Raw genomic sequence first — 24,593 nt, forward strand, 5'->3', positions numbered from 1 at the left:
GCGCGGGGTAGCCGTCGCGCCCTGCGATCGCTAAGACGCGCTCTCATCGATCAGCCAGACGAGCCACTTGAATGGCGACGACCTTTTCGCAGGAGTTCATCGACGCACTCGACCGGCTGTTTCGGTGGCGACGCGACGTACGGTCGTTTCGCACCGATGCGGTGCCGGAGGACCTGTTGGGCGAAGTTCTGGCCGCCGCCGGCGAGGCGCCGTCGGTCGGATTGAGCGAGCCGTGGCGGATCGTCCGCGTGCGCAGTGCCGCGGCACGCGATGCCGTGCGGGCCAGCTTCGACCGCACGAACGCGCGTGCGCTGGCCGGCTTCTCGGGGGAGCGTGCACACCTGTACGCCTCGCTCAAGCTGGCCGGCATCGACCGCGCCCCCGAACAGCTCGCGGTCTACACTGACCACGAGGGCGGGCAGGGGCACGGCCTCGGCCAAATCTCGATGCCGGAGACACGCGACTATTCCGCGGTCTGCGCGGTGATGCTCATGTGGCTCGCGGCACGGGCGCGCGGCCTCGGCCTGGGCTGGGTATCCATCCTCGACGAACAGGAGGTCGCCGCGGCGCTCGACGTTCCCGACGGGTGGCGCCTGACCGCCTATCTCTGCCTCGGCTGGCCGGAACGCGAGTCCGACACCGCCGAACTGGAAGCCGTGGGCTGGGAGAGGCGGCGCCGAATCCTCGACAGGATCGTGGAGCGCTGAACCGGCGTCGCCCCGTGTTCACTTCTTGCCGTAGTGCAGCATTCCCCCGCCGCCCTTCGGTGGCCGAGCGCGGATCGCCTCCTCGTTCGGCTCGGTGCCCCAGCCGGGCGTGTCCGGGATGACGAGGTAGCCGTCCTCGATCGGCGGCAGGACCGTGAACAACTCGTGGTCCCAGTCCAAGCGGTCGATGTCGATCTCCATGATGCGCAGGTTCGGCACGGCGGCCGCGAAGTGGGCGTTCATCATCGTGCAGAGGTGGCCGTAGAAGTTATGTGGCGCGACGTTCATCTCGTGCGCCTCGGCAGATGCCGCGATCTTCATCGACTGCCATACGCCGTTCCACACGGCGTCGATGATCGCGACGTCCATCGACTGGTGCTGGAAATAGGGCAGGAACTCTCGCAGTCCCAGCAGGGTCTCGCACGAGCTGATCGGGTGATGGCTGTGGCTGCGGATGTAGGCGAGCGCCTGGGCGTTGTAGCTGTCGATCTCGATCCAGAACATGTCGAGGTCGGCGATCTCGCGCAGGATCTTGAGATAGCCCTCCGTCTTCGCGTTGAAGTTCAGGTCGAGCAGCATGTCGACGTCCGGCCCGCAGCCGTCGCGGAACGCCTCCAGGTGGGCGCGCAGATTGCGCAGCACGTGCCGGTCGACGTTCAGCTCCGGCATGAACGGAACGCCGAAGCCCGGCCGCCAGCCCTTCGCGCCGTTATCGCCATGAATGAAGATATTCGTTTTGAGTGCTGTAAAATTTTTCTCTTTCACCTCCGCGCCCATCGCCTTCACGCCGTCCAGGTCGGTGATAGGCGGCTTGTAGAACGTCGGGTGATTGATGCGCCATGTGGCGCAGTGCGACCAGTAGAGCCGGACCCGGTCGCGGACCTTGCCACCGAGCAGTTCGTAGCAGGGGACACCGAGCGTGCGCGCCTTCGCGTCGAGCAGTGCGTTCTCGATGGCCCCCAGGCCCTCGGCGACGACGCCACCGGCGGCGGGCCGCGTCAGGCAGTAGAGTTCGGCGTGGATGCGCTCATGGTCGCCGGCGCGTTGGCCGATCACCCGCTCACCCATCTTCTCGATGACCGCGGTGACGCCGGGCGATCCGAAGCCCTCGTCGAACTCGCTCCAGCCGACGACCCCATCTTCGGTCGTCAGCTTGACGAAGTGGTAGTTCCGCCAGCCGGCGTCGCAGTGCAGCGTCTCGATCTTCGCGACCTTCATGGCCTTCTCCTCCGCGCTTCTTGTGTGGGGCATCGGAGACCCGGGCCGGCGCAGTGTCAACGCTCGGAGCGCGGATCAGCGGCGCGCGAACCGAGCCTGTCGGCGCGACCTTGACGTCGCCCGCCTCGCCACGCATTCATGTTGCCGCCTGCCTCATGCAGGCCTCCCCGGGACACGCTAGGCGTGACGGGGGTCCGAAACCGGAACCAGGCAGATCTCGACGATGTCTGAAGGCCCCAGGGCGCGAGCGGCGACCGCCGCGCGCGCAGGAATCGTTTTCGTTCTCTCTGCAACTCTCTCGCTCTCGGTTGCCGCCGCCGAACCGGGCGACGGGTCGACCATCGTGCTGGCACCGCTCGTGGTGAGCGCCACCCGCGTGCCGACTCCCGCCGACCGGCTTGGTAGCGCGGTGACTGTAATCGACCGGGCCGCTATCGAGGCGAGCGGCGCTACCAGCGTCGAGGCGTTGCTGCGCCGCGTCGCCGGCGTGACCGTGGTCAACAGCGGCGGGCTCGGCGCGCGCACCGATGTCTCGATCCGCGGCGCGGACGAGGACCAGACGCTGGTCCTAGTCGACGGTGTCCGCGTCAACGATCCGGCGAGTACCGGTGGACGCTTCGACTTCGCCGGCCTGTCCGTCCAGGGAATCGAGCGCATCGAAGTGCTGCGCGGTGCCCAGAGCGCGCTCTATGGCGGCGAGGCGATCGGCGGCGTGATCAACATCGTCACGCGCCGCGCGGACGAAGGCGTCGGTGGCTACGTCGGGCTCGGCGGCGGCAGCTACGGCACCTTTCGTCAGGAGACCGGCTTCGGGGCGAGGCGGGAGGGTTGGGACTTGACCCTCGACGCCGTCAACCAGACTGCCGAAGGCTTCTCGCGATCGAAGGACGGCGACGAGAAGGACGGCGCGAAGCTGCGCACCCTGTCCGGCCATGGCGGCTATGAGGCGAGCGAGCGACTGCGCTTCGACGCTGCCGCGCGATACGAGGACGTGTTCGCCGAACTCGACCCCACGGCGACCCGCGACGGCTTCGCCGATAAGCACGACCGCGTCTGGTCGGGGCGCTTGGGGGCGGAACTGGCGCTTCTCGATGGCGCCTGGACTCAGCATCTCGATCTCTACGGCAGCCGTACGCTCCGTCGTTTTGAGGACGAATCGACGGCCGGCGTCCGAACCGTGAGCGATTTCGACGGCGCGCGGGCCGGCCTGGAGTGGCGCCACGACCTGGCCTTCGACGATGCAAATCAACTCACGCTAGGCGTCGACGTGCATCGTGACTACGGACAGGCGCGGGAACGGTCGGCCGGTGCGTCGCGGGAGCGCTACGATCGCGACGAGGATGCCTATGCGGCCTATGGGCTCTACAGCCTTGAACTGTTCGACCGGCTGAACCTGACCGCCGGAGGCAGGTTCGACGATTTCGAAGCGTTCGGCACCGAATTCACGTATCGCCTCACGGCGGCGCTGCCCATTACGGAAACCGGCACGGTGCTGCGTGCCAGCCACGCCACCGGCGCCAAGGCGCCGACGATCCAGCAACGCTTCGACGATACCTTTTTGTTCGGTTTCCTTCCCGTGCGAGGCAATCCCGACCTGGGTGTCGAGCGCAGCCGCAGTTGGGACGTGGGTGTGGAGCAGACCCTGTTCAACCGCATGGCCGTCGCCTCCGCGACGCTCTTCCGCAACGACTTCGACGACCTGATCGAGTACGACGCTGGTGCAGGGACGTTTCTCCAACTCGACGAGGCGACGACCGAGGGCGTTGAACTGGGGCTTAAGGTGACGCCGACCGATCGGGTCACGCTGACCGGTAGCTACACCTTCATGACCACCGAGGACCAGAGCGACGGCAGCGAGTTGGCGCGCCGGCCGCGTCATGCCGGTTCAGTGGTCGCCGATGTATCACTGACCGATCGCCTGTCGTTCCAGGCTAGTGCCAGCCATATCGGAAGACGCTACAACCAGAGCGGCGAACGTGGCCGCCTCGATGCCTATACGTTGGTAGGCCTTGCGGCGAGATACGCGCTCCTCGATGGGCTGGAACTGCACGGCCGCATCGACAACCTGTTCAACGCGGACTACGAGGAAGCCGAGAATCTGGCCACCCCTGGCCGATCGGTCTTCGCGGGGCTGCGTGCGACCTTCTGAACAGCGAGCGAGGGCGGGGATCGGGCAGGGTGCCCTGCTCGGCGGCCTACTGCTGCTCGTCCTGGTGCTGGCCGCAGCCGGACTGACGGTCGGTCCGGTGACCATCCCGCCGGGCCGTCTCGTCAGTGCACTGCTCAGTCCCTCGACCCCCGAAGGGATCATCGTCGGCGAGATCCGACTGCCGCGCGTGCTGCTGGCGCTGCTGGTAGGGGCGACGCTGGCGCTTTCGGGCGCGGCGCTGCAGGGACTGATGCGCAACCCCCTCGCGGAACCCGCGGTTATAGGGACCTCGGGGTTTGCTGCGCTCGGCGCCGTCATTGCCCTCTATTTCGGCCTTGCCGATCTCTTCCCGATGGCGCAGCCACTGGGCGGTATCGCCGGCGCCCTCATCGGTATCCTGCTGCTGCGTGCTGTCGCCGGACGCGACGCATCGGTCCTGACGCTGATCCTGGCGGGCGTCGCCCTCGGCAGTCTCGCTGGCGCCGGCGTGTCGCTGGCGCTGAATCTGGCGCCGAACCCTTTCGCGGCCCTCGAAATCGCCTTCTGGCTGCTCGGTTCGCTCGAAGATCGCAGCTTCCTGCATGTCGGACTGGCTGCGGCGCCGATGCTGCTCGGTTGCGCGATCCTCCTCGGTTGCGGCCGCGCGCTCGATGCGATGAGCCTGGGCGAAGAGGTGGCGCAGACACTGGGCGTGTCGCTGCGCGGCGTGCGGGTGCGTGTGATCGTGGGAGTCGGTCTGGGCGTGGGCGCGGCGGTTTCAGTGACAGGTCTGATCGGCTTTCTCGGGCTCGTCGTACCGCACCTGATCCGGCCATTCGTCGGCCACCGGCCGGCGTCGGTGCTGCTTCCTTCGGCGCTGGCGGGCGCCGCTCTTCTGCTCGCTGCCGACAGCCTCGTCCGCCTTGTTCCAACGACAGCCGAGATTAAGGTCGGCGTGGTTACGGCGTTGGTTGGGGTGCCGTTCTTTCTTCTCCTCGTCGTTCGCGCCCGCCGCCGCCTCGTCTGAGGCAGGTGCGCATCTTTTTTGAGCGTGTCGGAGCCGGAGCGACGAGGTAGACTTGCCCCATGCGCGCCGGCTCAGGTGGACCGTCCATCGCGAATAGCCGGCCATGCCTCCGCGAGGCGCCGTTGAGCGCAGATCGGCACTTCAACGCGCCGGCCACGGCCTGACCGCTCATGACCGAAGATCAAATCGCCTGTCCGGCCTGCGGCACTACCTTTCCGGTCAGCTTCAAGTTCTGCGCGGACTGCGGCCAAAGGCTGGGCGGAGTGGCTCCGCCTCCGCCGGTCGATGTGACGACCGACGAACGCCGTGACGTGACGGTCCTTTTCGCCGATGTCAGCGGCTTTACGGCGATGTCGGAGCGGCTCGATCCGGAAACGGTGCATCGGATCATGAACGATTGCTTCGATGGGCTCGGCGTCGCGATCGCCGACGAAGGTGGGCACATCGACAAGTATATCGGCGACAACGTGATGGCGCTTTTCGGTGCTCCCGTGGCGCACGCCGACGATCCCGCACGCGCGGCGCGTGCCGCGCTGTCGATGCAGGCCTATCTCGCTGATTTTGCCGATCGCAATCGAGAAAGGGCGGGCGTGATCTTCCGGATGCGGATCGGAATTCACTGCGGGGTCGTCCTGGCGGGGAGGGTCGGCGCGTCCACGCGTCGCGACTATTCGGTGATGGGTGACGTGGTGAACTTGGCCTCGCGCCTCGAATCGAACGCCGCTCCTGGCACGATCCTCGTCTCACACGAGATGATGCGGCGCCTCCGCGGGCAGTTCGCATTTGGACCGGTGCGTCGCCTGGACGTGAAAGGGAAGACCGGGCAGGTGATCGCGCACGAGCTTCTTCGCGAACTGACCGACGCACCCGATCCGTTTGACGAGTGGCCATTCGTCGGCCGCGCCGACGCGCTTGCGCGGCTCACCGGAAACTGGCGGTCAGGCGCTTTGCCGATGCGCGCGATCGTCTGCGGTCCGTCGGGCATTGGCAAGACGAGGCTGGTAAGAACGGCGGCGGCGAGCGCCGGCATGCGGCTGCTCCCTGTATCGGCCCGTCCGGCGACCCGAAGACGGCCGCTGGCGCTGGTTCGCCGCATCGTGCAGTCGGTCCGAGCGCACGTGTCTAATACGCCGGTGCCCCGATCGTTCGAAGCGTTCACTGCCGACCTTGCGCCGCTGACCGCCGGTCTGGATCCCTATCTCGGCGCGCTCTGGTACCTCGCTGCGCCGGACACGCTGGCGGTCCGGCCGCCGGATCCGGACCCGAGGACGCTGCGTCGCACTCTGGGGGAGGGCTTCGGGCGATTGCTCGCCAATCTTCGTCGGCACGACGACCGCCTCGTCCTGTTCCTCGACTCCTTCGACGATTGCGACGAGGCCTCGGCCCTCCTGCTGCACGATTTGCCGGAAGCGGACACGGAGCCGCTGCCGCCGATCGTGACTGCGGTCCGCGCAGCGCCGTCGCCGGCGGCACCCGACGACGTGCTCGTGGTTCAGCTGCCGCCGCTGACCCCCTGTGAGTCCGAGCAACTGCTCGATCGGCTCGATTATGCCCAGGCGCTGTCGCCCGCACTTCGGGAAGACGTTCTCCGACGGGCGGAGGGGATCCCGCTTTACCTCCGGGAGATGTTGCTGAAGCTGGTCGATGCTGGCGTCCTTCGCCGCTCAGGAGCCGAATGGGAGTCCGATCCGACGGCGTCGGCTGTGATCCTGCCGGAATCCCTGTTCGGCGCGCTCGTGGCGCGGGCTGACGCTTTGGAGCCGCGCCTGAAGCGGCTCCTGCTGGAATGCGCCGTGCAGGGTCCGGAGTTCGATGCGGCGGTCACGGCGGCCGTCGCAGAAGCCGCGCGCGGCGAAACGGCCGACACGGGGGAATCGCTGCGCCGTCTCGCCGAACGCGATCTGGTCGAGCAGGATCCGAGCCAAGCGGGGCGGTGGTACTTCCGTCAGACACTGATGCAGGCGGCCTGCTACGAGACCTTGCTGCTGAGCGAGCGTCGTCGCCTTCATCGCGAAACCGGCCTCGCGCTCGCGGCGACCGCCGGTGGCGTCGAGGCCGTCGCGCCGGAGTTGCTGGCACTTCATTTCGAAGCGGCAGAGGCGTGGGCCGATGCTGCAGCGGCCAACGTCCGTGCCGGCATCCGGGCTGCCGGCCTTTTCGCGAACGCCGACGCGGGGGACCGCTTCGCGAAGGCCATCGCACAGTCGGCATCGGCAGGAGGCCCTGCCGCGGCGACAGCGTTCGCGGCGCACGATGCAGCCGCACGCCTCCGCTTACGGCTCGGTGCCTACGACGAGGTCGAGCAGCACGCCGCATCCATGGCGATGCATGCGGATGGTCCTGCTCAGCATGCTGCCGCGCTGCGCCACCTTGCGGCAGCGTGCGCCAGTACCGGCCGTGCGGAGGCCGCGGCCCAACATCTGACCGAAGCGGTGGCCATGCTCGACGAGCATAATGGTGGTCATGTCGAGGTTCTGAGAGACCTCTACTTCGATCTCGCTCATGTCGAACTGCGGGCGGCGCGTCTATCCCAGGCACTCGACCATGCGGCGCGTTCGCGTCGTCTGTGTGATCCCTCAGATCGGCCCGCGCTGGTGCGCCTGGACATCCTGGACGGAAGGCTCGCACATACCGGCGGCCGGTTTGCGGAGGCCGCTGCACATTTCCGGGCGGCACTCGCGGCAGCCGAGGTCCTGGGAAGCCTCTCGGAGCAGGCGCGGGCCTGCAATTACATGGGCGATGCCGCCAGGGATGTCGGCAACTATGAGGACGCGGATCAACTCTTCCGACGGGCCCTCGAACTGTGGAGACGCATCGGCGACGCCGAAGGCGTGGCGGGCGCGCAGAACAATCTCGCAAACCTTGCCATGAGCCGCGGCGACCTGGAGGGCGCGGCGCATCGGCATCGGCTGGCGCTGCACGCATTCGAGGAGATCGGGAACGTCAATGGTGCGGCCCTCGCGCGCGCCAATCTGGCGATCCTCGCCTTAGAGAATGGCCGGCCGGACGAGGCCATAGCCGAAGCTGGCCGTAGCTTGGCGCTTCTAGACGATCTCGGAACGGCACTGCTGCACGCCTTGACGCGCGTGGTTCTTGGGGAGGGGCATCTGGCGGCAGGTGCATGGGACGAGGCCGAACGCGTGTTCCGCGGGGTCCTTGATTCGGAACCTCCGCCGCTCGCGGTGGCTGGTGCCGAACGAGGACTGGGCCGCATCGCGCTCGCCCGCGGCGACGCCGGAGCTGCACGTGAGAGACTGGAGATCGCATTTGCAGCCTTCGGTCGCCTCGAACGAAAGCAGGAGGCTGCGCGAACGCTCCTCGATCTCGCCGAGGCCCGACACCGGCTCGGCCAGATCGATGAGGCTCGCGACACCGTTGCTTCGGCGATAGAGGGCTTCGATCGGCTCGGCGCGACGGCGGATGCCGCCCGTGCTCGCTCTCTCGCCCTGCGGCTGAGACAGACGGCGGCCGATCTCAGAAGTTGAAGCCGATACCGATATAGGCGGCATCCTCGCCCCAGTCGTCCGACCGTACGAAGGCGAGGCTGGCGCCATAGCCGCGCGCATCCCGCCACTGCACACCCACTGAAAAGGGGGTGCGGTCGTAGACATCGTCTTTGCCGGACACTTCGCCCACCAGATGCAGGTCGTGGGGCAGGGCGACCTCCATTCCGCCGTAAGCGATCGAGCCGTTGCGCTCCTTTACGTCCGGGTCCTGCCACAGCTGCCGGAAACCCACATGGAACCGTACGCCGCGGACCACACCCTCCGGGTCCAGGTCGAAGCCCTTCGAAGCGGCGACGAACAACTGCTCCTGTCGCAGGTACTCGTCGCCCGCACGGAACATGCCGCCGATACTCACCTCGGGAAGGATGCCCTCGTCCTTTAGGAGACGGAGGCGGACATTGCCCTGTCCGGCGCCCATCGTCCTGTTCGCACCCGACAGTCCGTCATCCCCCGGGCCGGGGCCGCCGTCGCCGGTCGGAACGCCATAGACGCCAATCCCGTAGACGCCGAGTTCCAGCCAGTCCGCAGCCCCTACGGTGGCGAGAACGGCATGCGAGACGACGGTCTCGCCGCCGATATCGAAGATCAGCGCGCAGGATTGAAGGGAGATGTCTCCGGCGTTCGCGGTTCCGGACGTCGGATTCAGGAACATCCCCGTCTGGCCAGAGTAGGTGATGAGTCCCCTGCCGCCCGAATAGCCTTCGGTGCGGTCCGCATCGTCGCGTCCGAACATCGCAGCGGACGCGACGAAGGACTGAGAGACTAATGCCGTGGCAAGGACTGCCGCGCGGATCATGGTCATCTCCGATCCCCCTGTTCGAGTACCCTACTACAAGGTCTCGCCGTGTGTAACTGCGCCGGAATCTCAAGGGGATCCAAGTGCCGGGCGTCATACGCCGATACGTCACATGCCGACTCTGCCGAGGGCGGGCAGCTTCACTGCTGGGCGCCGGATATCGAGGCCGACGACGGCGCCCAGCAGGCTGAACTCAAGCCCCTCGATCCAGCCGACGGTCAAGGTGAGGTAGCCGCCGAGCGTCATTCGGAAGCCCGTGCCGGAGGGAGTGGGCGCCAGCCATCGCCCGTGATGCGGATAGTCCTTTCCGATTGCCGTCGGGGGCAGGGCTTTGCGTATTTCGGGCACAGCTTCCATCACCGCGGCGACGAAGGTGTTAGAGTTGGGGCCGGGCCAAGCCCTGTAATCGCCGTACTCGCTATACGAGTAGCTGGCGATCGCTGCCTTCATCTTCGGGATCAGGCGGGCCGCCGATTCTCCGTCGGCGGCATAGACGAGTTCTGGATACCTGCCGAACCAGCGGCCGTCGGCGACGAAGCCGTTCACCCGGATGGGCTGGCCCCAGGCCGTATAGTCATAGCGTGTGTAGGCGTCTTCGCCAGCGTCCTTGATGACGATCCAGGTGTGGGTTGCGAAGATGCCGCGCCAGCGGACGGTGCGCGCAGCGAATATGCGCACGACGGCCGGCGTGTTCCGCGCCGCCGCCGGCAGCAGGCCGGAACTCGACCGATCGGCTGCTCGCCAGTCGACGCCGTGGTCCCGGGCGAAATAGACCCCCGCCGCCAAACCAATGGGCAGCACGAAAAGGATGGCGAACGCGAGAAGCGCAGTGCGCAGGAGGTCCAGCATGCAGGAGGGGCTCGGGTGACGGAATCCGCATCGAACGCATGCAGAGATGGTGCCGCATCGGTCGGAATCCGAGCCGCCGCGAGGTGCGGCTGCCGCCCTCGTGCATCATGGCACGCGCCTTGCTGATTCGGAACTGCCGGAGGGGCGGCGGCATCGGCCGTACCACCTGACGGCAGACCCCTAGCGGACCGAGGTGATCATGTCGCGGTACCAGACCCATGCCGAGGATTGCGGCGAGATCCTGAAGGAGGAACTGGCTGCCGGCCGGCTCGGGCGGCGTCAGTTGCTCGGCCTGATGGCGGCGCTCGGCGCGACGACAGCACTCGGCGGTCTGGGCGGCCGCGCGGCGTCGGCTGCCTCAGGCGAACTCGTGCTGTGCAACTGGGGCGGCGATGCCGTCAAGGCGTTCACCGAGGCCTTCAAAGCCCACTACGACAGCGGTTCGCCGCTCAAGATGGTGGTCGAAGGCGGCGGTCCCTCGTCGGGGAAGGTCCGCGCGATGGTCGAAGCCAAGAACGTCATCTGGGACGTTTGCGATTCAGGTGCCGGCGACTCCATCGTCATGGGCAAGGCCGGCGTCCTGGAGGAGATGGATTACGCGATTATCGACAAGGCGAAGATGATCCCAGGCTTCGCGTACGAGACCGGCTGCATCAACTACACGTTCGGTGTCGTGCTCGCCTACAACGCAGAGAAGTACAAGGACAATCCGCCGAAGACGATGGCCGACTTCTTCGACCTGAAGAAGTATCCGGGACGGCGCATGCTGCGGAAGCGCGCGCTCGCTATGCTGGAATGCGCCCTGCTCGCCGACGGCGTGCCCATGGACAAGATCTATCCGATCGATGTCGACAGCGCTCTGAAGAAGATCGGCTCGATAAAGGCGGAATCGCTCTACTGGAGCAGCGGTGCCGAGAGCCAGCAGCTGCTGCGCAGCGGCGAGTGCGACATGGGCCTGCTCTGGCACACGCGCGCCCACCTGCTGAAGCGCGACAGCGACGGCCGCATCGACTGGACCTTCAACCAGGGCATCCTGCACCCTGGCATGTGGATCGTCCCGAAAGGCAATCCTGCCGGCAAGAAGGCCGCCATGGAGGCCATTGCCAGCATGCAGGCCCCGGAAGGTCAGGTGAAGCTGCTGGAACTCATGGCGAACGGCCCCGCCAATCCGGCGGCCACCGCCTTGGTCCCGGCGGAACTGAAGCCGATCAACCCCTCCGACCCCGCCAACCAGAAGGTGATGCTGGCTTCCGACGGCCGATGGTGGGGTGAGCACAGTCCGACCGTCGAGCAGAAGTACGCGGACCTTATCAGTTCCTGAACAGCCTCCGCACCGACACTCTGTCCGGTCTTCATCGGAGATACGAAAGATGCAAGCGAAGCCTTTCCACCTCGGGTGGTTTCTCCAGGGCTCCAGCGTCCAAGCGTGGGGCGAGCCCTGGACCGGGAATATCGGCACCGAGTGGATGGTGCCGGAGTTCTTCGTCGGGATGGCGCGCGAACTCGAGCGGGCGGGCTTCGATTATCTGCTGATCGAGGATTCCTCTTATGTTGGCGAGAGTTACGGAGGGTCGCGGGAGGTTTATCTGAAGTACGGCCTGTCGGTGCCGCGCCAGGATCCATCGGTCGTGGCGGCGCTGATGACGGCGGCCACCTCGCGAATCGGCATCGTGCCAACCTTTGCCACCTTCGCCTATCCGCCCTACCTGCTGGCGCGGCTCGTCGCCACCCTCGACCAAGTATCGTCCGGCCGGATCGGGTGGAACGCCGTCACCGGCAGTTCAGACATGGCTGCCCGCAATTTCGGGCTCGACGGTCTGCCGGAGCACGACCTCCGCTACGACATGGCGGACGAGTATATGGAGGTCGTGAACGGGCTATGGGGGTCGTGGGAGCCGGGGGCGATCGTCGCCGACCGAGAAACCGGAGTCCTCGTCGATCACACCAAGGTCCATTCGATCGACCATGAGGGGAAGTTCTTCAGGTCCCGCGGCCCGCTGAACTCCGGACCATGCCCACAAGGGCGGCCCGTCATCGCCCAGGCGGGCGGTTCGCCACGTGGCCGCCAGTTTGCGTCCAAGCATGCCGACACCATCGTGACGCATGTGAAGGGCATCGCCGCGATGCGCGAGTATCGCGACGACATCCGGGCGCGCATGGTCGCGCACGGCCGCAACCCGGACGACTGCAAGGTGCTCTTTCTCGTAGCGCCCATCCTCGGGGAGACCGAGGCCGACGCGATCGAGAAGAAGAAGCTGCGTGAGATGAGGGCGGAGACGCACATCGCTCAGCGGCTCGCCCATTTCAGCAAGATCACAAATATCGACTTCGCCCAGTTCGACCTCGACCAGCCGCTCGGCAAGCTGACGACGAACGGCCACCAGCAGAGCCTCGACATGTTCCTGAAGAAGGCCGGCGGCAGGACGCTGCGCCAGACCATGACCGAGGGGAGCACCGAACTTTCGGTTGAACTGGTCGGCACGGCCGATTCGGTGGCGGCACGGATGAGCGAGGTGATGCAGGAAGTCGGCGGCGACGGCTATCTGATCTCGCTGCCGAACGTCAGCCGGCGTGTCGTCGCGGAGATCACCGACGGCCTGGTGCCGGCGCTGCAGGCGCGCGGTCTCGCCCGCACGGCCTACAGCCACGCCCAGTTTCGCGACAATCTGCTGGAATACTGATGCTTATGGCCGCACGTTCACCTGCTCGATCCGTCGGCCCGCCGGCCCGAGGCAGGTGATGCGCGTGATGCTGCCGCAGTCGACGGCGAAGGCCTGTGCCTTGGCCGGCGGCATGTCGAGGGCGTGGGCGAGGGCGGCGCGGATCACGCCGGCGTGGGTACACACGATGAGGGGAACATCGGATCCCACCGCATTGTGGCCCTCGATCCCGCCCGCCACACGGGCGCACATCGCGGCAAAGCTTTCGCCGCCGGGCGGCGCCTTCTCGGCGTAGTCGTGGATCGTCCAGGACGATAGGGCCGGTATGTCCGCGTAGCGCCGGCCCTCCCAGTCGCCGAAGGACTGCTCCAGGAATTCCGGCGCCGGATCAGGGTCAGCCTGCGGGCCGCCCGCCGCGCGAATGGCGGCCATCGTCTGGCGGCAGCGGGCGAGGGGGCTCGACAGGACCTGCGCCGTCGTCGGCAGCGAAGCGGCCAGCGCGGCGGTCCGCGCCGGATCCGGCTTCGCGATGGGTGGATCGAGCCGCCCGCACAGCGTCCCCTCCGTCCCGGCGGCAGGCAGGTGTCTTAGCCAGATCCAGCTGACCGGAGTCATTGCGGCATCCGTTTCTCTCCTTGCCGCCACCCTATGCCACGGCCGGCAATGCCAATATGGTCGATGCCTATTCCAGTCACCATTCCCCGCGGTTCTCATCTCCATGTCTACCGACCGACAGGCCTTCCACGGCCTGCTGCGTGACCTGCCCGGGCCGTCTGCCGCTGCGACCGAGGCGGCCCGCGCGCGCCAATCCATATTGACCAAGCCGCCCGGCTCGCTGGGGCGACTGGAGGCGGCGGCGGTCTGGCTGGCGGGCTGGCAGAATCGCGAGCGGCCCCGGCTGGAGCAGGTGCAGGCGCTCGTCTTCGCCGGTAACCACGGGGTCTGCGCACGCGGGGTATCACCCTATCCGGCGAGCGTTACCGCGCAGATGGTCGCGACCTTCGAGGCGGGCGGTGCCGCGATCAGCCGACTGACGCGCGCCTATGATGCGGCCCTGTCCGTCATCGCCCTGGACCTCGACCGGCCGACCGCCGACTTCACCGCAGCCCCGGCGATGAGCGAGGCGGAATGCCTCGATGCCGTTCGCCGCGGTGTCGCGGCCGTGCCGGAGACGGCGGACCTGCTGCTTCTGGGCGAGATGGGAATCGGCAACACGACCGTCGCAGCCGCCCTCTGCTGCGCGCTGTTCGGCGGCGCGCCCGCCTCCTGGGTCGGCCCCGGCACCGGCCTCGACGATGTCGGTATGGTGCGTAAGACGGAGACTGTCGCGGCGGGAATCGCGCTGCATCGTTCTAACCTCGACGATCCGTTCGAGGTGCTGTGCCGGGTCGGTGGCCGGGAGCAGGCGGCGCTGGTCGGTGCGATCCTGGCGGCGCGGCGGCGGTCGATCCCGGTTGTGCTCGACGGTTTCGTCTGCTGCGCGGCCGCCGCCGTCGTGGCCAAGCTCGCGCCCGCAGGCCTCGCTCACTGCCTCGCCGGCCACCGCTCCGCCGAACCGGCGCACGGACGCCTGCTCGAGATGCTCGGGCTGGTGCCGTTGCTCGATCTCGGCATGCGGCTAGGTGAGGCCAGCGGTGCGGCGATGGCGCTCGGCATCTTGCGCGGTGCCGTCGCCTGCCATGCGGACATGGCGACGTTCGCCCAGGCCGGCATCGACGATCGCGCCGCCGCGGAGCCTGCGCCGTGATCCGCGTCTTCGCTGCCCGAGAGCGGGTAGACGAGATCCGAGCCGCCATTCAAGTCCTCACGCGGCTGCCGGTTTGGCGCCCGCAGGCTGAACAGGCTCCGACCACGGGGGTTTGTATCTGGGCCTTTCCGTTGGCCGGTGCAGCCGTCGGCGCGATCGGCGGCGCCGCCTACGCATTGGTCGCCGGTTGGGGGGGCGCATCGCCTGCGCTTGCAGCCGTGGTGGCGCTAGCGGCGATGGTGATGGCGACCGGAGCGTTCCACGAGGATGGGTTGGCGGATACGGTCGATGGCCTCGGCGGTGGGCGGACGCGCGAGCGAAAGCTCGAGATCATGCGCGACAGCCGGATCGGCACTTACGGAACCTTGGCCATTGTCCTGAGCTGCGCTTGGCGTGTCGCCGCCCTGGCCGCGATCGCCGATCCGTGGACGGTCGTCGGCGCGCTTGTCGGTTGCGGCGCCCTCAGCCGCGCGGCCATTCTGCTACCGATTGCGCGGCTGCGGCCGGCACGAACTGATGGCCTAGGTATCTCTGTCGCGGCACCCGACGAGCGTCTCGTGACCGCCGGCTTCGCTATCGCATTCGTCATAGGTTCGGCGACGCTGCCGGGGGCTGCTGTGCTGATCCTGCCGGTCGCGGCTATCGCGGTCGCATTCGCGATGATCCTGATCGCCAAGCGCCAGATCGGCGGCTACACCGGCGATATTCTCGGTGCGACACAGCAGCTTTCCGAAGGGGCAATGCTGCTGGCTCTGGTCATGCTCCTCGCCTGAGGATGGGCACCGCTGCGCCGGCAGGGAACTGAGCGATGAATCGGCAACTCATGATCATCCTGGTGCCGTTCGCGCTGACTCCGATGGTCTCCTTCCTCTACAGGATGGCAAATGCGGTGATCGCACCGGACCTTGTCGTCGAACTCGGCCTCGATGCGGCAGGCCTTGGCTTGCTCACCAGCGCCTTCTTCATGGGCTTCGGGCTGACGCAGCTACCGCTCGGCATGTCTCTCGACCGATGGGGCCCGCGACGCGTTGCTGCGCTGCTTTTCCTCGTCGGAGGCGTAGGTGGTGCCGTGTTCGCAACCGGACAAACGGTGCTGCATCTCGGCATCGGCCGGGCGCTGATGGGGGTCGGCATGGCGTGCAGCGTCATGGCGGGCCTCAAAGCCGCCAATCTTTGGTTTCCGCCGGGCCGGGTGCCGCTGCTGACGTCATTCTTCTTCGGTATGACCGGGGTCGGCGGCATGCTCGCCACCGTACCCATCGCCGCGCTGCTCGAAGAGGTGCATTGGCGCATTGTTCTGCTCGGTATCGCGGCGCTGGCGGTGGTCGTCGCGGGGCTGATCTTCTTGCTGGTGCCGGAGAAGCCTGCTTCATCGGGCCGCTCGGTCAGTTTATTCACCCAGGTGCGTCAGCTGGGCAGCATCTTTGGCGCGCTCGCTTTCTGGCGCATCACGCCACTCGCGGCGATCGCGATCGGCGCTTCGGCCGCTTACCAGAGCCTTTGGGTCGTGCCCTGGCTACGCGATATTGCCGGTTTCGACCGACAGGCGCAGGCCTTTGGCCTGTTCGTGATCCTCAGCGGTTCCGTTATCGGTAATTTTGGCTTCGGCGCGCTCACCCAGTTGCTGGCCCGTTTAAACATCCCGCTGATTGTGCCGGCAATCGCGGGACTATTGGGCTGCATGGCAATTCAGGTCCTGCTCGCCACCGGCTACACCGGCGCGGTGCTGCTGATGTGGTTCCTCTTTGGTATTCTGGCGGCAGGTCCCATCGGCCTCTACGCCGTGCTGGGTCCGAACTTTCCGGTTGAGCTCTCGGCCCGCGTCAGTACCGCGATGAACCTCTGCGTCTTTCTCACCAGCTTCGCCTTCCAGTGGCTGGTTGGTGTGATCATCGACCAGTGGCCGCACTTGCCGGAAGGCGGCTATCAGTCAGACGCTCACGCTGCCGGGCTGATGTTCGTTGTTGCCGCCCAGGCTGCCGCACTTTTCTGGTTCATCGTGTCGGGGATATGGGCCAGAACCCGTTGAGGGCGTTTTCGATCCGGTCGCAATGGCCTCAGCTGACCCGAGATGGCAGTCGCGGGTTGTGCAGGACGCTTCATCCGCTAAGCTTCCATGAATAAAGAAAAGGGACACGGGAGGAGATGATGATGTCACGCACTCTGTTCAGCGGATTCGCGGCGGGGGTGCTTGCTATCGCGGCAGCGGTGGCGCCTGCAGAGGCCTGGGAGCCGAAGAAGCCGATCAACGTCGTCGTCGGCTTCGCGCCGGGCGGCGGCACCGACATCATCGCGCGCACTGTGACCAGTGCGGCGCAGCCGTTCTTTCCCGTGCCGCTGGTCATCGTGAACCGGGCCGGGGCGTCGGGGACGATCGCGGCGGAATATGTCCGCAACGCGCCGCCCGACGGCTACACGCTGCTCGTCGCCGGCGGCAGCGAGAGTACGTCGGTCGGCAACCACCAGAACCTGCCCTACGACATCCGCACCGACTTCACCTCCATCATCCAGTTCAACCGCCAGCGCACGCTCCTTGCGGTCAAGGGCGATGCGCCGTTCAAGACGCTGCAGGACTTCGTGACAGAGGTGAAGGCCAACCCGGGCAAGTACACCTACGGCTCGTCCGGCGCCGGCGGGATCTATCACTCGGCGCTGCTGGTCTTCACCAAGTCTGCCGGCCTCGACATGAAGCACGTTCCGTACAAGGGCGGTGCGCCGGCCATGGCGGCCCTGCTCGGGGGCCATATCGACGCCACGGCCCTGTCGCCCGACGAGGGCAAGGCGATGCTCGATTCCGGGCAGGTGAGGGCGCTCGCGACCTTCTCCGATGCGCGCTATCCGGCGCTTCCCGACGTACCGACCCTGCAGGAGCAGGGCTACGACATCTATCTGGAGAACATGAAGGGCCTGGTCGGGCCCAAGGGCATGGATCCGGAAATCGCCGCCTACCTGCACGACAATTTCAAGAAGGCGCTAGAGACAGACACGTTCAAGACGTTGGCGGAAAAGGCGAATATCGAGCTGCAGTACCGTGACGGGCCCGGCTTCCAGCAGGCGATGACCGATATGTACAACGCCATCGGCAAGGCGGTTAAGCAGTAGCCGCGGTTCCGCGGCCGGAATCGCGCCGTGCACGCCGACCGGTTCTTCGGCGCGGTCGTCTGCATCCTTTCGCTCGCCTTCCTGATCGTCGGGGTGCCGACGATCAGCGACGACTGGATGCGCGCGACCGGCGCTCAGTACTTCACCGTCGGGCCGCGGCTGTTCCCTTACGTGGCGGGGGTGCTCTGCCTGCTGCTCGGCCTGCTGATTGGGCTCGGCCGTCCCAAGGGGGAGACGGGGGCGTTCCTGACCGACGCAGGTGTGCGGCGCAGGACGGTCGGTCTGGCGCTGCTCGCGCTCGGCTATGCTGCGTTGCTCGACGTGCTGGGCTTCGTCCCGGCGAGCAGCCTCGCCATGGTCCTCTTCATGGCGGGTTTCGGCATGCGGCGCTGGACGGTCGTCCTGCCCGTGGCGCTGCTGCTGCCGTGGCTCACCGCCCTGGCGTTCGAGCACATCCTGCAGCTTCGCCTGCCCGAGGGCATCGTGCCCGTGCCCTTCGTCTGACCGGCGCCGATGGACCTCTTCCTCGCCACGCTGACCGGCGCCCTCGAACCGCTGAACATCCTCGTGCTCGCCGCGGGCGTGATGCTCGGGATCGTGATCGGCGCCATTCCCGGCCTCACCGTGAATATGGCGGTGGCGCTGGCGGTGCCGTTCACGCTGACGATGGGGCTGACGCAGTCGCTCTTCCTGCTGCTCGGCATCTACGGCGCCGGCATCTACGGCGGGTCGGTCTCCGCCATCCTCATCAACGCGCCCGGGACGCCCGCCTCCGCCGCCACCTCGGCCGACGGCTACGCTCTCGCCAAGCAGGGGATGGCGGGCAAGGCGCTGAAGATGGCGATCTACGCCTCGGTCTATGGCGGACTGTTCAGCACCCTGGTGCTGGTCGTGCTGGCGCCGCAGATCGCCGCCTTCGCGCTCCGCTTCGGCCCGCCGGAGATGGCGGCGCTGCTGCTCTTCTCGCTGACCGTCGTCGGCGTGCTGTCCGGCGGCTCGATGGCCAAGGGACTGTTCTCCGCCGCGCTCGGCCTGGGTCTGGCGACGATCGGCGCCGACCCAATGGTCGGCGTGCCGCGCTTCACCTTCGGCAGCTTCGAGCTCTATGACGGCCTCGCCTACATCCCGCTGCTGATCGGCCTGTTCGCCGTCGCCGAGATGTTCACCCAGGCGGAGCGCTCCTTCACTGGCACCGCGACGGCGCTGATGCTGGGCGGCGACGTCGACAGGAACCGCGTGACCCGCGCCGACTGGAAGGCGAGCTGGTTCGCCATCGTCCGCTCCGGCTTCCTCGGCGTCTTCATCGGCGTCCTGCCCGGTCTCGGCGCCACGATCGCCACCTTCCTCGGCTATGCCGAGGCGAAGCGGGCTTCGAAGCGGCCGGAACGGTTCGGCAAGGGCGCGATCGAGGGCGTGGCCGCCGCGGAATCGGCCAACAACGCCGTCACCGGTGCGGCCATGGTGCCGCTGCTGGCGCTGTCCATTCCGGGAGACTCGGTGACCGCCATCCTCCTCGGAGCGTTTCTGATTCAAGGGGTTACGCCGGGTCCCTTGATCTTTCAGACGAACCCGGAGGTGCCCTACACCGTCTATATCGGCCTCATCCTGTCGAACCTCATGATCGCCGCCGTGGCATGGTTCGCGATCCGGCCGATGATGCTGGTCCTGCGCATACCGAAGACGGTGCTCTATCCGATCATCCTGATGATCTGCGTCGCCGGCAGCTTCGCCATCCGCAACAGCGTCTTCGACGTTTACGTCATGATCGGCGCCGGCATCGTCGGCTACGTGCTGCAGATCTTCGCCGTGCCGGTGGCGCCGCTGCTGATCGCCTTCATCCTCGGCCCGCCGTTCGAGGAGGCGCTGCGCCAGGCGCTGGTCGGTTCCGAGGGCAGTGTCGCCGTCTTCTTCACCGAGCCCATCGCCCTGTTCTTCATGGTCCTGACCGCCATCGCCGTCTGGGTCACCGCCCGCCGCGCCCGCCGCGGCGGCATGCCCCTCGAGGGTTGACGCGGCGGGATCGGAGCGCGCATGCCCTCCGCACCGCTGCGGCCGGTGAGCGTTGTCACCTCCCGGGGCCGCGCGCGGGCTGGCCTGTGCTGCGCTTCGGGGGCATTTTGGGACGGTGGTCGAGCCGGCGGAAAACAGTGTGAAGAGGCGTCGCTGGGGCCGATGGATCGCCAGCCTTCTGTTGCTGGTGGCACTTCTCCTCGCGGCTGCCTGGATCTGGCGCATCGCCCTCGTCGAGCGCGTCGCGCGTCTGCTGCTCCCGTCGGCGGGCATCGGCTCCGTCGCTTTCGAGGTCGAGCGGGTCGATCTGCGGGGGCTCCGCATCCGCGATATCGCCGTTCCCGCGCTGGATGCCACGGCCGAGGCCGTCGAGATCTCCTACCGCGTGGGCGAACTGTTCGGCGGCCGGGTGCGCACGATCCGCATCGAAGGCCTTACCGCGCAGGTGGAGGTCGGACCGGACGGCGTCGTCATCCCTGGAATGGCCGGCAGCGGCGACGGCGCGGGCATCGCGCTGCCGGCGGTCCCGGCCGAGAGGGTCGTGCTCGAACGCTACAGCGTGACGCTCGACACGCCCCGGGGACCGGCCCTCGCGGCGGGCGATGCGGTGCTGTCGTCCACCGGCGGCGACATGCGCCTCGTCCTGCTCGCGACGGTCACATCTGGCGAAGGACGCCTGCGCGTCTTCGCCGATCTGGATGCATCTCCCCAGGGCGCCGCCGCTTTCCGCGTCGGCGGGGACTGGTCCGTCGCCGGCGACTGGTCGGGCATCGGCGGCCGCGTCGGCGGCGAGATTAAGGCGGGCATCGCCGATGGGGCGGTGGAACGCGTGTCCGCGGACATGACGATCGACGATGCGACGGCGGCGGGGATAGCCTCGATCGGCGGCAGTGCCACGGTGCGCTATGCGCCGGATACGCTGGTGGCCGATGCGGACCTGCGTATCCCAGCCGGCTGGCTGCGGCTGCGCGCGCGGCCGGCACCGGGCGAACGCACCGATTTCCGGGTGGCCGCCCAGCTGGATGCGGCATGGTTCGCCGCCCGCGTCGCGTCGCCGTTCCGTATGGCCGGGACGGTCGGCCTGTCCGCGCGGGGCTCGGCTCCGCTCGATCCGTCGGCGATCCTCGGGGAGGGTGCGCTGGCGGGCACGCTCTCGCTCGACCTCGCCGATATCGTGCAGCTGGGTGTCGGGGCGGCCGGCAGCCTGGATGGCCGCATCGGCTTTGCCTATGCCGACGGCCGCCTGTCGGTCGAGGCCGAGCCGGGTTTCGCCGCCGCCGGCATCGACCTCGACGCACAATTCCTGTCGGCACTTCCCGCCGAACTCCGCCCGGTCCTGGCGGCGCCGCTGGCCGTGTCCGGGCCGGCGGGCGATGCCCCCGGCCGCGCGCCGTTCCGTGCAGCCGTCACCCTATCGCCGCTGGGCGCCGCCGCGATGGATCTGGCCGTCGATTTATTCGGGCCCGGTTTCGCCGCCACGGCGACGGGTGCCGCGGCGATCGTGCCGTCGCGGGGCCGGGTCGCGGTCGTCGCCCCGGACCTGACGGTGCGACTGGCGCGCGCGGCGACGGCGTCCGGCACCGCCTCCGGCACGCTGCGCCTGACCGACCTGCTGGCGCGCCGCGAGGCGGTGCGCGCCGGGCTTTCCGCAGACCTCGTGATCGACCGCCCGGCCTATGCCGGCATCGCCGCCGCCGAGGCGACGATCTCGATGGCCGGCGACGTCCGTCTTGCCGACGGCGTCGCCGTCTTCACCCCGGCGAGCCCCCTCAAGCTTTCCGGCCGCGGCCTGGATCTCGGCGTCGGGCGGCTGCCCGGTGATATCCGGCTGACCGTGACGGCCGATCCCGCCCGTCCGTTGCGGTTCGACACCGTGACCGGAGCGTTCGACGGTGCCGTGACGCTGGCACCCGCGAACTTTGCCGTCACGGGCACGCCGGCCGGCCGCCTCGACGCCAGGCTCGACCGCGGTCGGTTCGCGGTGGCCGGCGGTGCGCTGCAGGCCGATCTGTCGGGACGTCTCGGCCTGCCAGAAGCCGACATCGCGCTGAGCGGCCTGCATCTCTCCCTCGCGAGTGACGACACGCAGACCGTGCACCTCGACGTCGATCGCATCGTGGCCGCGGGGACACCGGCGCCGGTCATTCCGCTGAAGCTCGCCGTGCGGGCCACCCGGCGCGGCGACAGGGTGACGTTCGACGGCGAGGTGTTCGATATCGGCCGCCGCCTGGTCGTCTCGGGCAAGGGTACCCACCGGCTCGATACCGGTACGGGCGACGCCGGCGTCGCGCTGAACCCGATAACCTTCCTGCCGACCGTTCTCCAACCGTCGAACCTGTTTCCCATCCTCGCGGGCCGCTTCAGCGAGGTCGACGGAACCGTTGACGCAAGAGGCTTCTTCCGCTGGGGCCGAGCGGGCGTGAGATCCGGCGGCTCCGTCTCCATCGCGGCGCGGACGCTGGCCGTCAGCGGCGCCGACCTGCACGGTGTCGCGACGGAGGTGCAGTTCGACAGCCTTCTGCCGCCGCATTCGGCGCCCGACCAGATCGCCACGGTGGACCGGATCGAGGTCGGCCTGCCGTTCACCGACGGCCGCACCGTCTTCACCGTGGAGGACGGGCAGCGGCTGCGCGGCCGGCTGGAGAAACTGTCGCTATTCGGCGGCACCATCCGAACCGAGCCCTTCGTGTTCGACATGGCTTCGCCGGATGTTACGGTGATGTTGAGCGTCGACGGGGTCGACCTGCAGAGCTTCCTGTCGTTCGCAGACTATGGCGACGTCAAGGCGAAGGGCAGCCTCCGCGGCCGCCTGCCGATTGTCGTCAGCAATGGGCGCGCTTCGATTCGCGACGGGGTGCTGGAAACCGAGGCACCGGGCACGCTGAGCTACGTGCCGGCCGGTGCCGAGGCTCTGGGCCAGGCGAACGCCGGCACGGAGATGCTGTTCGAGGCGCTGCGCGACTTCCGCTACGAGCAGATCAGGATCGAGATAACCGAGACGCCGGAGCAGCCGCTCGTCCTGCGTCTGAAACTGAAGGGCGCCAGTCCTAACGTCTATGACGGCTTCCCGCTGGAACTGAACGTCAACGTCGGCGGCGCCCTCCGGGACGTCCTGGAGCGCGGCCTGAAGACCTACCAGCTTCCGGCTGGGGTCGCCGACAGGCTGGGTGAAGCCGCCAAATAGGCCGATTGCGGGTGGCGTGCGCCCATCCGGTTCGCCATATTGGTCGGATGCTCATCTCGCGCAGCCAGGGCTCATGATGATCCGTTTCGGGACCGCGTTCGGCGCTCTGTTCCTCGCGTCGGCGTGCCAGCCGACGGTGAGGGTCGAAGCCCCCAAGGATCCGATCGTCATCAACCTCAATGTGAACATCCAGCAGGAGGTTCGCGTCAAGGTGGACCGGGCGCTCGACGACGTGCTGAGCAAGAACGAAGCCATTTTTTGAGGGCGATGTGACCAAGTTCCTGCGACCGTTCATCCTCGCGTTGACGTTGCTCGTCGGGCTGGCGTCCGGGCTGGGGCCCGCCGCGGCGCAAGGCCTGCAGCTCGACGATGCGCGCGCCCAGGGTCTCGTCGGCGAAACCGCGCGCGGCTACGTGGCGCCGGTGAAGGCCGCGACGCCCGATGTCACCGCGCTCGTCAACCGGGTGAATGCCGCGCGGCGTGCCGAATATGAAAAGGTCGCCCGCCAGAACGGCACCCAACTCTCGGATGTCGAGGTGTTGGCGGCGCGCAAGATCCTGGACCGCGTGCCGAGCGGCACCTACGTCCAAGGTTCCGGGGGTTGGACCCGAAAGTAGGCGTTGCTGCCCGGGCCGCGTGAAGGCGACACTTCTCGAAGAGGGCCGATTTGACCTCCATTCCCGATTCTGCGGACGCGGTCCTCGCGCTCCTGGAGCAGGGCGACTACGTCGCCGACACCAGCCTCGCGACGGCGCTGTTCCTGGCGCTCCGCCTAAACCGGCCGCTCTTTCTCGAGGGCGAGGCCGGCACCGGCAAGACCGAGATCGCGAAGGTCCTGTCGCAGACCCTCGGCCGCCGGCTGATCAGGCTGCAATGCTACGAAGGCCTTGACGTCTCCTCCGCGGTCTACGAGTGGGACTACGCCCGCCAGATGATCGAGATTCGCATGGCGGAGGCTGCCGGCAGCGCTGATCGGGAGGTGCTCGGCGAAACGATCTTCTCCAGGCGCTTTCTCATCGAGCGTCCGCTGCTCCAGGCCCTGGAGCCGTCCGTCGAGGGGCCGCCGGTCCTCCTCATCGACGAACTCGATCGGACCGACGAGCCGTTCGAGGCCTACCTTCTCGAGGTTCTGTCCGACTTCCAGATCACCGTTCCCGAGATCGGCACGATCAAGGCGGACCGGCCGCCGATCGTCATCATCACCTCGAATCGGACGCGCGAGATCCACGATGCCCTGAAGCGCCGCTGCTTCTATCACTGGGTCGACTACCCCAGTGCCGAGCGCGAGCTGGAGATCCTGCGTCGCAAGGCGCCGGGGGCGGCCGAAGCGCTGACCCGCGAGATCGTGGGCTTCGTTCACAAGCTGCGCGGCATGGACCTGTTCAAGCTGCCCGGCGTCGCCGAGACGATCGACTGGACCCAGGCGCTGATGCAGCTCGACGCCCTGGTGCTCGACCCGAAGACGATCGACAACACGCTCGGCGTCCTCCTGAAGTACCAGGACGACATCGCCCGCATCCAAGGCAGCGAAGCGGCTAAAATCCTCGACCAGGTGAGGGCCGAGGTCGCGGCGGGGCGGTGATGGGGGGCGTGCCTACCCATCTCCGTCATTGCGAGCCGAAGGCGAAGCAACCCAGGGGCCGGCGCTCCGACCGCCGG

Annotated in this window: 20 protein-coding genes; 16 read left to right on the forward strand and 4 right to left on the reverse strand. The window is 67.6% G+C overall.

Going from position 1 to position 24,593, the window contains the following annotated elements; all coding sequences use genetic code 11:
• The first annotated feature begins 71 nt into the window (after positions 1–71).
• Complete coding sequence (gene bluB / locus ABIE65_RS06425; protein WP_354076415.1) at positions 72–707, forward strand: 5,6-dimethylbenzimidazole synthase; 636 nt, start codon at positions 72–74, stop codon at positions 705–707.
• An 18-nt stretch (positions 708–725) separates the two neighbouring features.
• Here the strand turns inward: bluB and ABIE65_RS06430 are convergent, their stop codons facing one another.
• Complete coding sequence (locus tag ABIE65_RS06430) at positions 726–1,925, reverse strand: mandelate racemase/muconate lactonizing enzyme family protein (RefSeq protein WP_354076417.1); 1,200 nt, start codon at positions 1,923–1,925, stop codon at positions 726–728.
• Positions 1,926–2,148: 223 nt separating this feature from the next.
• Here ABIE65_RS06430 and ABIE65_RS06435 point away from each other — a divergent pair, with 223 nt between their 5' ends.
• The 3 genes from ABIE65_RS06435 to ABIE65_RS27870 all read left to right on the forward strand — a co-directional run bounded on the left by ABIE65_RS06435 (position 2,149) and on the right by ABIE65_RS27870 (position 8,565).
• Entirely contained in the window at positions 2,149–4,074 is a 1,926-nt protein-coding gene (locus ABIE65_RS06435) for a TonB-dependent receptor plug domain-containing protein (protein ID WP_354076419.1), read from the forward strand.
• A gap of 64 nt (positions 4,075–4,138) precedes the next feature.
• A complete protein-coding gene (locus tag ABIE65_RS06440; protein ID WP_354076421.1) occupies positions 4,139–5,080 on the forward strand; it encodes a FecCD family ABC transporter permease in 942 nt (313 codons plus the stop codon).
• Positions 5,081–5,430: 350 nt separating this feature from the next.
• On the forward strand, positions 5,431–8,565 hold the full coding sequence (locus tag ABIE65_RS27870; protein WP_502918515.1) for an adenylate/guanylate cyclase domain-containing protein: 3,135 nt from the start codon (positions 5,431–5,433) through the stop codon (positions 8,563–8,565).
• On the opposite strand, the gene ABIE65_RS06455 is transcribed toward ABIE65_RS27870, so the two are convergent.
• Positions 8,555–9,382, reverse strand: coding sequence for a hypothetical protein (locus tag ABIE65_RS06455; RefSeq protein WP_354076423.1), 828 nt, complete (start codon positions 9,380–9,382; stop codon positions 8,555–8,557). The genes ABIE65_RS27870 and ABIE65_RS06455 overlap by 11 nt on opposite strands.
• Positions 9,383–9,490: 108 nt before the next feature.
• Positions 9,491–10,231: a DUF3750 domain-containing protein gene (locus tag ABIE65_RS06460; protein WP_354076425.1), complete on the reverse strand. Its 741-nt coding sequence runs from the start codon at positions 10,229–10,231 to the stop codon at positions 9,491–9,493.
• A gap of 199 nt (positions 10,232–10,430) precedes the next feature.
• Between ABIE65_RS06460 and ABIE65_RS06465 the strand changes: the two genes are divergently transcribed.
• Complete coding sequence (locus tag ABIE65_RS06465; RefSeq protein ID WP_354076427.1) at positions 10,431–11,552, forward strand: ABC transporter substrate-binding protein; 1,122 nt, start codon at positions 10,431–10,433, stop codon at positions 11,550–11,552.
• A 49-nt stretch (positions 11,553–11,601) separates the two neighbouring features.
• Positions 11,602–12,912 carry an NtaA/DmoA family FMN-dependent monooxygenase gene (locus ABIE65_RS06470; protein WP_354076429.1) on the forward strand — a complete coding sequence of 437 codons (1,311 nt, stop codon included), beginning with the start codon at positions 11,602–11,604 and terminating at the stop codon, positions 12,910–12,912.
• A 3-nt stretch (positions 12,913–12,915) separates the two neighbouring features.
• Here ABIE65_RS06470 and ABIE65_RS06475 read toward each other — a convergent pair whose 3' ends face one another.
• Entirely contained in the window at positions 12,916–13,506 is a 591-nt protein-coding gene (locus ABIE65_RS06475; protein ID WP_354076431.1) for a histidine phosphatase family protein, read from the reverse strand.
• 103 nt (positions 13,507–13,609) lie between these two features.
• On the opposite strand from ABIE65_RS06475, the gene cobT reads away from it, so the two are divergent.
• The 10 genes from cobT to ABIE65_RS06525 all read left to right on the forward strand — a co-directional run bounded on the left by cobT (position 13,610) and on the right by ABIE65_RS06525 (position 24,516).
• Positions 13,610–14,638: a nicotinate-nucleotide--dimethylbenzimidazole phosphoribosyltransferase gene (gene cobT / locus ABIE65_RS06480; protein WP_354076433.1), complete on the forward strand. Its 1,029-nt coding sequence runs from the start codon at positions 13,610–13,612 to the stop codon at positions 14,636–14,638.
• On the forward strand, positions 14,635–15,411 hold the full coding sequence (gene cobS / locus ABIE65_RS06485; protein WP_354076435.1) for an adenosylcobinamide-GDP ribazoletransferase: 777 nt from the start codon (positions 14,635–14,637) through the stop codon (positions 15,409–15,411). Before cobT ends, cobS begins: the two co-directional genes overlap by 4 nt.
• A gap of 35 nt (positions 15,412–15,446) precedes the next feature.
• The gene (locus ABIE65_RS06490) at positions 15,447–16,667 is read left to right on the forward strand and encodes an MFS transporter (RefSeq protein WP_354076437.1); all 1,221 of its coding nucleotides are present in this window, start codon (positions 15,447–15,449) and stop codon (positions 16,665–16,667) included.
• Positions 16,668–16,789: 122 nt separating this feature from the next.
• On the forward strand, positions 16,790–17,740 hold the full coding sequence (locus tag ABIE65_RS06495) for a Bug family tripartite tricarboxylate transporter substrate binding protein (protein WP_354076439.1): 951 nt from the start codon (positions 16,790–16,792) through the stop codon (positions 17,738–17,740).
• A 27-nt stretch (positions 17,741–17,767) separates the two neighbouring features.
• On the forward strand, positions 17,768–18,244 hold the full coding sequence (locus tag ABIE65_RS06500; protein WP_354076441.1) for a tripartite tricarboxylate transporter TctB family protein: 477 nt from the start codon (positions 17,768–17,770) through the stop codon (positions 18,242–18,244).
• A gap of 9 nt (positions 18,245–18,253) precedes the next feature.
• On the forward strand, positions 18,254–19,750 hold the full coding sequence (locus tag ABIE65_RS06505; RefSeq protein WP_354076443.1) for a tripartite tricarboxylate transporter permease: 1,497 nt from the start codon (positions 18,254–18,256) through the stop codon (positions 19,748–19,750).
• Positions 19,751–19,889: 139 nt separating this feature from the next.
• A complete protein-coding gene (locus ABIE65_RS06510; protein ID WP_354076445.1) occupies positions 19,890–22,934 on the forward strand; it encodes an intermembrane phospholipid transport protein YdbH family protein in 3,045 nt (1,014 codons plus the stop codon).
• A 73-nt stretch (positions 22,935–23,007) separates the two neighbouring features.
• Positions 23,008–23,196: a YnbE family lipoprotein gene (locus ABIE65_RS06515; RefSeq protein ID WP_354076447.1), complete on the forward strand. Its 189-nt coding sequence runs from the start codon at positions 23,008–23,010 to the stop codon at positions 23,194–23,196.
• Positions 23,197–23,203: 7 nt separating this feature from the next.
• A complete protein-coding gene (locus ABIE65_RS06520; protein ID WP_354076449.1) occupies positions 23,204–23,551 on the forward strand; it encodes a YdbL family probable chaperone protein in 348 nt (115 codons plus the stop codon).
• Positions 23,552–23,601: 50 nt separating this feature from the next.
• Positions 23,602–24,516, forward strand: coding sequence for an AAA family ATPase (locus ABIE65_RS06525; RefSeq protein ID WP_354076451.1), 915 nt, complete (start codon positions 23,602–23,604; stop codon positions 24,514–24,516).
• Positions 24,517–24,593 lie beyond the last annotated feature (77 nt).

It is taken from the genome of Constrictibacter sp. MBR-5 (assembly GCF_040549485.1).
Lineage (GTDB): Bacteria > Pseudomonadota > Alphaproteobacteria > JAJUGE01 > JAJUGE01 > Constrictibacter.

Bases quoted from the DNA above. Each gene is read 5' to 3' on its own strand.
- ABIE65_RS06515 (WP_354076447.1), top strand. From the start codon at position 23,008: ATGATGATCCGTTTCGGGACCGCGTTCGGCGCTCTGTTCCTCGCGTCG.
- ABIE65_RS06470 (WP_354076429.1), top strand. From the start codon at position 11,602: ATGCAAGCGAAGCCTTTCCACCTCGGGTGGTTTCTCCAGGGCTCCAGC.
- ABIE65_RS06465 (WP_354076427.1), top strand. From the start codon at position 10,431: ATGTCGCGGTACCAGACCCATGCCGAGGATTGCGGCGAGATCCTGAAG.
- ABIE65_RS06435 (WP_354076419.1), top strand. From the start codon at position 2,149: ATGTCTGAAGGCCCCAGGGCGCGAGCGGCGACCGCCGCGCGCGCAGGA.
- cobT (WP_354076433.1), top strand. From the start codon at position 13,610: ATGTCTACCGACCGACAGGCCTTCCACGGCCTGCTGCGTGACCTGCCC.
- ABIE65_RS06490 (WP_354076437.1), top strand. From the start codon at position 15,447: ATGAATCGGCAACTCATGATCATCCTGGTGCCGTTCGCGCTGACTCCG.
- ABIE65_RS06495 (WP_354076439.1), top strand. From the start codon at position 16,790: ATGTCACGCACTCTGTTCAGCGGATTCGCGGCGGGGGTGCTTGCTATC.
- ABIE65_RS06460 (WP_354076425.1), bottom strand. From the start codon at position 10,231: ATGCTGGACCTCCTGCGCACTGCGCTTCTCGCGTTCGCCATCCTTTTC.
- ABIE65_RS06475 (WP_354076431.1), bottom strand. From the start codon at position 13,506: ATGACTCCGGTCAGCTGGATCTGGCTAAGACACCTGCCTGCCGCCGGG.
- ABIE65_RS06430 (WP_354076417.1), bottom strand. From the start codon at position 1,925: ATGAAGGTCGCGAAGATCGAGACGCTGCACTGCGACGCCGGCTGGCGG.
- ABIE65_RS27870 (WP_502918515.1), top strand. From the start codon at position 5,431: ATGTCGGAGCGGCTCGATCCGGAAACGGTGCATCGGATCATGAACGAT.
- ABIE65_RS06455 (WP_354076423.1), bottom strand. From the start codon at position 9,382: ATGATCCGCGCGGCAGTCCTTGCCACGGCATTAGTCTCTCAGTCCTTC.
- bluB (WP_354076415.1), top strand. From the start codon at position 72: ATGGCGACGACCTTTTCGCAGGAGTTCATCGACGCACTCGACCGGCTG.
- ABIE65_RS06505 (WP_354076443.1), top strand. From the start codon at position 18,254: ATGGACCTCTTCCTCGCCACGCTGACCGGCGCCCTCGAACCGCTGAAC.